5 protein-coding genes and 1 other RNA gene are annotated in these 7,488 nt (G+C 71.9%); all 6 read left to right on the top strand.

The window, feature by feature from the left end; all coding sequences use genetic code 11:
- The first annotated feature begins 122 nt into the window (after positions 1-122).
- The 6 genes from ACFV0O_RS11420 (at position 123) to ACFV0O_RS11395 (ending at position 7,351) form a co-directional block, all read left to right on the top strand.
- Entirely contained in the window at positions 123-1,319 is a 1,197-nt protein-coding gene (locus tag ACFV0O_RS11420) for a S41 family peptidase (RefSeq protein ID WP_380339487.1), read from the top strand.
- A 7-nt stretch (positions 1,320-1,326) separates the two neighbouring features.
- Entirely contained in the window at positions 1,327-1,803 is a 477-nt protein-coding gene (gene smpB / locus ACFV0O_RS11415; protein WP_360253473.1) for an SsrA-binding protein SmpB, read from the top strand.
- Positions 1,804-1,889: 86 nt separating this feature from the next.
- Positions 1,890-2,271: a transfer-messenger RNA gene (gene ssrA / locus ACFV0O_RS11410) on the top strand.
- A 151-nt stretch (positions 2,272-2,422) separates the two neighbouring features.
- Complete coding sequence (locus ACFV0O_RS11405; protein ID WP_380339485.1) at positions 2,423-4,726, top strand: HelD family protein; 2,304 nt, start codon at positions 2,423-2,425, stop codon at positions 4,724-4,726.
- A gap of 358 nt (positions 4,727-5,084) precedes the next feature.
- Complete coding sequence (locus ACFV0O_RS11400; RefSeq protein ID WP_380339482.1) at positions 5,085-6,557, top strand: NAD-dependent malic enzyme; 1,473 nt, start codon at positions 5,085-5,087, stop codon at positions 6,555-6,557.
- Positions 6,558-7,066: 509 nt separating this feature from the next.
- Positions 7,067-7,351: an HU family DNA-binding protein gene (locus tag ACFV0O_RS11395; RefSeq protein WP_030242980.1), complete on the top strand. Its 285-nt coding sequence runs from the start codon at positions 7,067-7,069 to the stop codon at positions 7,349-7,351.
- Positions 7,352-7,488: the final 137 nt, after the last annotated feature.

Genomic DNA, 7,488 nt, shown 5'->3' with positions numbered 1-7,488 from the left:
CGCGGCCCCCCCGGGCCCCGCGGGGGCGCCGGGCGGGCGCGGGCGGGCCCCCCCCCCCCCGCCGTTCCGCACTCCGCCGTTCCGGCCCGTCCCGCGAGGCACGGTGTCTACACTCCGATGCCATGCTGCAAACTCCGCGCAGGGCACGTCAGGCGGCCGCCCTCAGCCTGGTGTTCGGTGCCGTCCTGCTCGCCGGAGCGGCCACCGGGGCCTGGGGCGGCCCGGGCGACCTGCCGCCGCACCCCTCCGTCGACGCCGTCCGGCCCGCGGGCACCGGGCTCCCGGCGGACCCGGCCGGCACCGCCCTGTCCGAGCAGCAGGCCGAGCACCTGCTCGGGGCCACCGGGGACCGCTGGGGCGCGTACTACAGCGCGCAGGAGTACGCGGAGTTCAGCCAGGGCCTGGACGGCCGGTACCTGGGCGTCGGCCTCTCGGTCGGCCGCGGCGAGGACGGCGTGACGGAGGTCTCCCGGGTCGCGCCCGGCGGCCCGGCCGCCGCCGCCGGGATCGCCGCCGGCGACCGACTGCTGCGGGTCGGCCCGGACCAGGCCGACCACCTGCCGGTCACCGAGGTGGTGGCGCGGCTGCGCGGCCGGGGCGACGAGAGCCGGGCCGGCTCCGAGGTCACCCTGGAGGTCCGCCGCGGCGAGGGCCAGGTGCGCGAACTGCAGCTGCACCGCGCGCTGCTGGACAGCCAGCAGGTCGCCGTCGAGCACCTGGACCAGGGCGTCCTGAGGATCACCGTGCGGGCCTTCACCAGCGGGGTGGCCGACCTGGTCCGCACCGCGCTGCGCGCCCCGCACGGCGGCGTCGTGCTCGATCTGCGCGGCAACTCCGGCGGGTTGGTCGACGAGGCGGCCGACACCGCCGGGATCTTCCTGGACGGCGGCCCGGTCGGCTCGTACCAGGAGCGCGGCGGGACCAGGGAGTTGACCGCCCCGCCCGGCGGGGACCAGCGCACCCCGCTGGTGGTCCTGGTCGACGGCGGCACGATGAGCGCCGCCGAACTGCTCGCCGGCGCCCTGCAGGACCGCAGCCGCGCCGTGGTGGTGGGCGCGCGGACCTTCGGCAAGGGCACCGTCCAGCAGCCCAGCCGGCTCGCCGACGGCGCGGTGCTGGAGATGACCGTCGGCCGCTACTTCACCCCCGCCGGACGGTCCCCGGACGGCACCGGCCTCGCCCCCGACGTCCCGGCGACCACCGGCGAGGACGCCGACGCGCTGGCCCTGCGCGTCCTCGCCGGGCTGGGCACCCGGGCCCGGACGTCGGCACCCGCGCCCAAAACAGCTGCCCGTCCGGGCTCCGAAGTGCGAGAATGACGGCGCTATGGCAAAGGAAACGGGACACAAGCTGATCGCGCAGAACAAGAAGGCGCGACATGAGTACACGATCCTCGACACCTACGAGTGCGGCCTCGTACTCACCGGCACCGAGGTCAAGTCACTGCGCGAGGGGCGGGCCAACCTGGTCGACGGCTACGCCTACATCCAGAACCACGAGGCGTGGATCGACAACGTCTTCATCCCCGAGTACGCCCAGGGGACGTGGACCAATCACGCGGCGCGCCGCAAGCGCAAGCTGCTGCTGCACAGGCTGGAGATCAGCAAGATCGAGACCAAGGTCCGCGACGCGGGCCACACCCTGGTCCCGCTCTCGCTGTACTTCAAGGACGGCCGGGTCAAGCTGGAACTGGCGCTCGCGGTCGGCAAGAAGCTCTACGACAAGCGCCAGACGCTCCGCGAGAAGCAGGACACCCGCGAGACGGCCCGCGCCGTGGCGGCGGCCCGACGCCGCCAGGGTTAATCCGCTGGACCCTCGCCCGTCGCCTCGCGTACTATGGCGCAAGCAACACGGACGGTCATCGTCCGAGCTGTTTCTCAAAAAAACATGGGGATGATCGGTTTCGACAGGGGATGTTGAAACAGGGGAAGCGAGCCGAGGAACGCGGCAATGATCTCGTTAACCACGTGTCGCAAAAAAATAATCGCCAACTCTAAGCGCGATTCCCAGCAGTTCGCTCTCGCTGCCTAATAAGCACCGATAGCGCTTGGGTGTCAGACCGGGGGGTTCCCGACCCGGACCCTGGCATAATCTAGGGAACTCAACCGTCCGCCCGGGCTGCGAGGGCGGATGGGAAATCAAACAGCAGCTGGGCCTGTTGGCGGCTTGTCCGTGTGACTGCCAGGGCCGAGAAAATCACAGCGGACTGCGCTCGGAGAAGCCCTGAATTAACTCCACTGGACCCGGGTTCGATTCCCGGCATCTCCACCACCCCATGTTCACACCGAAGGCCGTCCACCGCTCCGCGGAGGACGGCCTTCGGATTTTGTACGCTTCGGAGCAGCGCGGCCGGGGGGTCGCGGCGTAGGATCATCCGTCCGCTCGTTTTCCGGAGCCGGATTCCGCCGCAACCACCGAGGCCATGCAGAGCAACACGGACACCACCCCCGCCGCCGATCACGAGACCGTCCGCGAACGTGAGATCGCCGGTGAGCAGCAGCACCTCGACACCGTCTACCACCGGTTGGAGGAGAAGCTCGCCGAGGCCGAGTACATCCTGGAGGACGCCGCCAAGCGGGTCCAGGTCGGCACCCCCGGCGCGCTCGCCGAGCGCGACGCCCAGGTCTACCGGGCCGGCGCGCACCTCCAACGCCTCAACAACGAGTTCGAGGACTTCCTCTTCGGCCGTATCGACCTCCAGCGGGCGGACGCCCCGGAGGAGCACGGCATCCCGTCGAACACCCCGCTCGACCCGGCCGACCCGGCCGTCGCCGAGACCCTCCACATCGGCCGCCTAGGCGTGCTGGACGCCGAGTACGGCCCGCTGGTGATCGACTGGCGCGCGCCCGCCGCGGCCCCGTTCTACCGTGCCACCCCGGTCGAGCCCGGCCGGGTCATCCGCCGCCGGGTGATCCGTTCCAAGGGGCGCAAGGTGATCGGCGTCGAGGACGACCTGCTGCGCCCCGACCTCACCCCGACCCTGGCCGGCCGGGAGCTGGCCGTGGTCGGCGACGGCGCGCTGATGGCGTCGCTGGGGCGTGCCCGCAGCCACTCGATGCGCGACATCGTCTCCTCGATCCAGAAGGAGCAGGACGAGGTGATCCGCGCCCCTGCCGCGGGCGCCACCCTGGTCACCGGTGGCCCCGGCACCGGCAAGACCGCCGTCGCCCTGCACCGCGCCGCGTACCTGCTCTACCAGGACCGTCGCCGCTACGCCGGGGGCATCCTGGTCGTCTCCCCGACCGCGCTGCTGGTCTCGTACACCGAGGGCGTACTGCCCGCGCTCGGCGAGGAGGGGCAGGTCGCCATCCGGGCGATCGGCTCGCTGGTGGACGGCATCGAGGCGGGCGGCTACGACAGCCCCGAGGCCGCCCGGGTCAAGGGCTCGGCCCGGATGACCCAGCTGCTGCGCCGGGCCGCCCGCGCCGCGCTCGAGCTGGGCGCGCCGCAGGAGCTGAAGGTGGTCGCCCGGGGCGAGGTGCTCAAGCTGGACGCGGGGCGCCTGAGGGCCGTGCGCGGCAACGTGGTGGGCTCCGGCGGCACGCCGCTGAACCTGCTGCGCCCGCGCGCCCGCCGGCTGCTGCTGGACGCCCTGTGGCAGGAGGTCGTCAAGCACCTGCCGAAGCCCACCGACCACTACGCCAGGGAGCAGCGCCAGGAGGAGAAGGAGAGCTTCGACGAGTACGTCTCGGACGAGGCGCCGTTCCTGGACTTCCTGGACGCCTGGTGGCCGGCCCTGACCCCGCGCCGGGTGCTCGGCACGCTCAAGCAGCACCGCCACACCAACCGGATCGCCCGCCGCGCCGTCACCCCGGACGAGGCGAGGCTGCTGGCCGCCTCCTGGCGCCACCTGTCCGCGGAGGGCGAGGGGGCGCTGTCCGCGCACGACGTCGCCCTGGTGGACGAGCTCCAGGTGCTGCTCGGCGAGCCGGCCCGTCCGAAGGTCCGCGAGGTGGACGCGATGGACCTGTTGACCGGCCTGGAGGAGGTCACCACCTTCGCCGACCGCAACACCCGCCAGCGCGAGCGCCAGCCGGTGGAGCGCAAGGAGTACGCCCACGTCATCGTGGACGAGGCGCAGGACCTCACCCCGATGCAGTGGCGGATGATCGGCCGCCGCTCCCGGATGGCCACCTGGACGATCGTCGGCGACCCGGCGCAGTCCTCCTGGCCGTTCCCGCAGGAGGCCCAGGCCGCGCTGGACGAGGTGCTGGCCGGCAAGCCGCGCCGCCGGTTCACGCTGACCGTGAACTACCGCAACCCGGCCGAGATCGCCGAGGTCGCGGCCAGGGTGCTGGCACTGGCCGCACCGGGCACGCCCTCGCCGAGCGCGGTCCGCCACGTGGGCGTGGAGCCGCGCTTCGCGGCCGTCTCCGACCCGTCGCCGGAGGCCTTCGGCAAGGCCGCCCGGGCCGAGCTGGAGCGGCTGCTGGCCGAGGTGGACGGCACCGTGGCGATCGTGGTGCCGATGGACCGCCGGGCCGAGGCGGCCGGGTGGGCGGAGAGCCTGGGCGAGCGCGTGGTGGCGCTGGGCAGTCTGGAGGCCAAGGGCCTGGAGTACGACGCGACCGTGGTCGCCGACCCGACCGGCATCGCCGGCGAGTCGGAGGCCGGGCTGCGGGTGCTCTACGTCGCGCTGACCCGTGCGACGCAGCGGCTGACCGTGCTGTCCGGTCCGGACGACCTGCCGGACGCGGCCGGCGTGCCCGCTCTGCTGCACGGCTGACGGGCCGTAGGGCCGTACGGAAGAAGGCCCCTCACCGGGTGGTGAGGGGCCTTCAGACGTTTACGACACCGACCCGCCATGCTCGCCTCGCGGCAAGTGGTCCCTCGAAGGGACGAAGGTTGGGCCCGGGGGCTTGGATCGAGCCGGTGTCCCGTCCAATGTAACGCATCGGCCCGGAGAGGCAAGGAGTGGGCGTCAGGAGTCCGGGGGGCGCCGACCGGATTGTCGGATCCGCACACTCAATGAACGTTATTTCTGGCTACCCCTTGGAAGGTGCGACGATCGAGGTCTAGCATGCGCAGGCGATGCCTTCAACAAAATGTTGAGCCTGCGGGACAGACGGAAGAAGGAAGCGTCGATGGCGACGGTGCCCAGTGTCTCCAACTCGATCACGGTACGGCTGGAGGTCCCGGCCCGGGGCAACGCCGTCAGTGCGATCACCACGGCCGTGGAGTCCTCCGGCGGGTCGGTGACCGGCCTCGACGTCACCGCCTCCGGCCTGGAGGCACTGCGCATCGACGTCACGGTGGCGGCCTCCTCGGTCGCGCACGGCGAGGAGATCGTCGAGAAGCTGCGCGCGATCGACGGCGTGTCGATCGGCAAGGTCTCGGACCGCACCTTCCTGATGCACCTCGGCGGCAAGATCGAGATGTCGTCCAAGCTGCCGATCCGCAACCGCGACGACCTCAGCATGATCTACACCCCGGGTGTCGCCCGGGTCTGCATGGCGATCGCCGAGAACCCCGAGGACGCCCGCCGCCTCACCATCAAGCGCAACAGCGTCGCCGTGGTCACCGACGGCTCGGCGGTGCTGGGCCTGGGCAACATCGGCCCGGAGGCCGCGCTGCCCGTCATGGAGGGCAAGGCGGCCCTGTTCAAGCGCTTCGCCGGGATCGACGCCTGGCCGATCTGCCTGGACACCCAGGACACCGACGAGATCGTCGCCATCGTCAAGGCGATCGCCCCGGGCTTCGCGGGGATCAACCTGGAGGACATCTCCGCGCCGCGCTGCTTCGAGATCGAGGCCCGGCTGCGCGAGGCCCTGGACATCCCGGTCTTCCACGACGACCAGCACGGCACCGCGATCGTGGTGCTGGCCGCCCTCACCAACGCGCTGAAGGTGGTCGGCAAGGAGATCTCCGAGATCCGCGTGGTGATGTCGGGAGCCGGCGCCGCCGGCACCGCGATCCTCAAGCTGCTGATGGCGGCCGGCGTCGAGCACGCCACCGTGGCGGACGTGCGCGGCGTGGTCCACCAGGGCCGTGAGGACCTCAACGAGAGCCTGCGCTGGATCGCCGAGCACACCAACCGCTCGGGCCGTACCGGCAGCCTCAAGGAGGCCGTGGCGGACGCCGACGTCTTCATCGGCGTCTCGGCCCCGAACGTCCTGGACGGCGACGACCTGGCGACCATGGCCGACGACGCGATCGTCTTCGCGCTGGCCAACCCGGACCCGGAGGTCGACCCGGCCATCGCCCGGCAGACCGCCGCCGTGGTCGCCACCGGCCGCAGCGACTTCCCGAACCAGATCAACAACGTGCTGGTCTTCCCGGGCGTCTTCCGCGGCCTGCTGGACGCCCAGAGCCGCACGGTCAACACCGAGATGATGATCGCGGCCGCGCGGGCGCTGGCCACCACCGTCGCCGACGACGAGCTGAACGCGAACTACATCATCCCGAGCGTGTTCCACAAGGACGTCGCCAAGACCGTCGCCTCCGCCGTGCGCGAGGCGGCCCTGGCCGACAGTCAGGACGCCCCCGTGCAGGCCCGTCCGACCCCGGGCATCGTCGGCACCCTGGACACCTCCGCCTTCCCCACCGTCAAGCTCTGACGGAGGGACCGGTGGAGGCGTCACCGGTCGCTCAAATGTGCGAATAGCGGTCATACCCGCCCCGCTCGCCCCGAACCCTTGCGACACAAGGGCGAGGGGCGTGTTTGGGCTTGTCAGTCCTAGGGCGTACGGTAGCCCTGCACGGGGCAGGCGTGTCCGACAAGTACGGAACGTCCCCCTGGTCTTCCGGCGAGTCGTCCCGACCGCCGTCCGCGCCCGGTCCGCCGGAGCCGACGGAGCGTCACACCTCCAACGGGCGGGCGATGTTCGGGTGGCCCGGCCGAGGCCCGATTGGCTTTCTCGGGGCCGGTCGGGGCAGGATTCGTATCCAGGCAGGCGGGCGGGCCTTCGAAGGGCTCCGGCGCTCGGCACCGGGTACGGACCCGGCCCGCGACCACGCATTGCCTGCATGAGCACAGTGTGCGGACCTGCGGCCCATCCGGGTGCCCCCCGGTGGGAGCACCGATGGGCCCCCGCACACCGCAAGCGAACAGACCACAGGAGTACACATGAACCGCAGTGAGCTGGTGGCCGCGCTGTCCGAGCGCGCCGAGGTGACCCGCAAGGACGCCGACGCCGTTCTGGCCGCCTTCGCCGAGATCGTCGGCGAGGTCGTCGCCAAGGGCGACGAGAAGGTCACCATCCCCGGTTTCCTGACCTTCGAGCGCACCCACCGCGCGGCCCGCACCGCCCGCAACCCGCAGACCGGCGAGCCGATCCAGATCGCCGCGGGCTACAGCGCCAAGGTGAGCGCCGGCTCCAAGCTGAAGGAAGCCGCCAAGGGCGCTGCCTGAGCCACCCCTTGAACGCCCGAGAGGCCGGGCTCCCCACGTGGGGGGGGCCCACCGCGGCGGGGGGAGCGGCGCGGTGGGGGCGCCCGAGCGGCGCGGAGAGAGGTAATATAGAGGTGTCGCGGGGGGTCTGAGGGAGT

It is taken from the genome of Kitasatospora sp. NPDC059577 (assembly GCF_042735475.1).
Taxonomy (GTDB): domain Bacteria; phylum Actinomycetota; class Actinomycetes; order Streptomycetales; family Streptomycetaceae; genus Kitasatospora.
The sequence above is the reverse complement of the archived record's forward strand: the minus strand, read 5'-3'. Positions and strand labels throughout refer to the sequence as shown.

Bases quoted from the DNA above. Each gene is read 5' to 3' on its own strand.
- ACFV0O_RS11420 (WP_380339487.1), top strand. From the start codon at position 123: ATGCTGCAAACTCCGCGCAGGGCACGTCAGGCGGCCGCCCTCAGCCTG.
- smpB (WP_360253473.1), top strand. From the start codon at position 1,327: ATGGCAAAGGAAACGGGACACAAGCTGATCGCGCAGAACAAGAAGGCG.
- ACFV0O_RS11405 (WP_380339485.1), top strand. From the start codon at position 2,423: ATGCAGAGCAACACGGACACCACCCCCGCCGCCGATCACGAGACCGTC.
- ACFV0O_RS11400 (WP_380339482.1), top strand. From the start codon at position 5,085: ATGGCGACGGTGCCCAGTGTCTCCAACTCGATCACGGTACGGCTGGAG.
- ACFV0O_RS11395 (WP_030242980.1), top strand. From the start codon at position 7,067: ATGAACCGCAGTGAGCTGGTGGCCGCGCTGTCCGAGCGCGCCGAGGTG.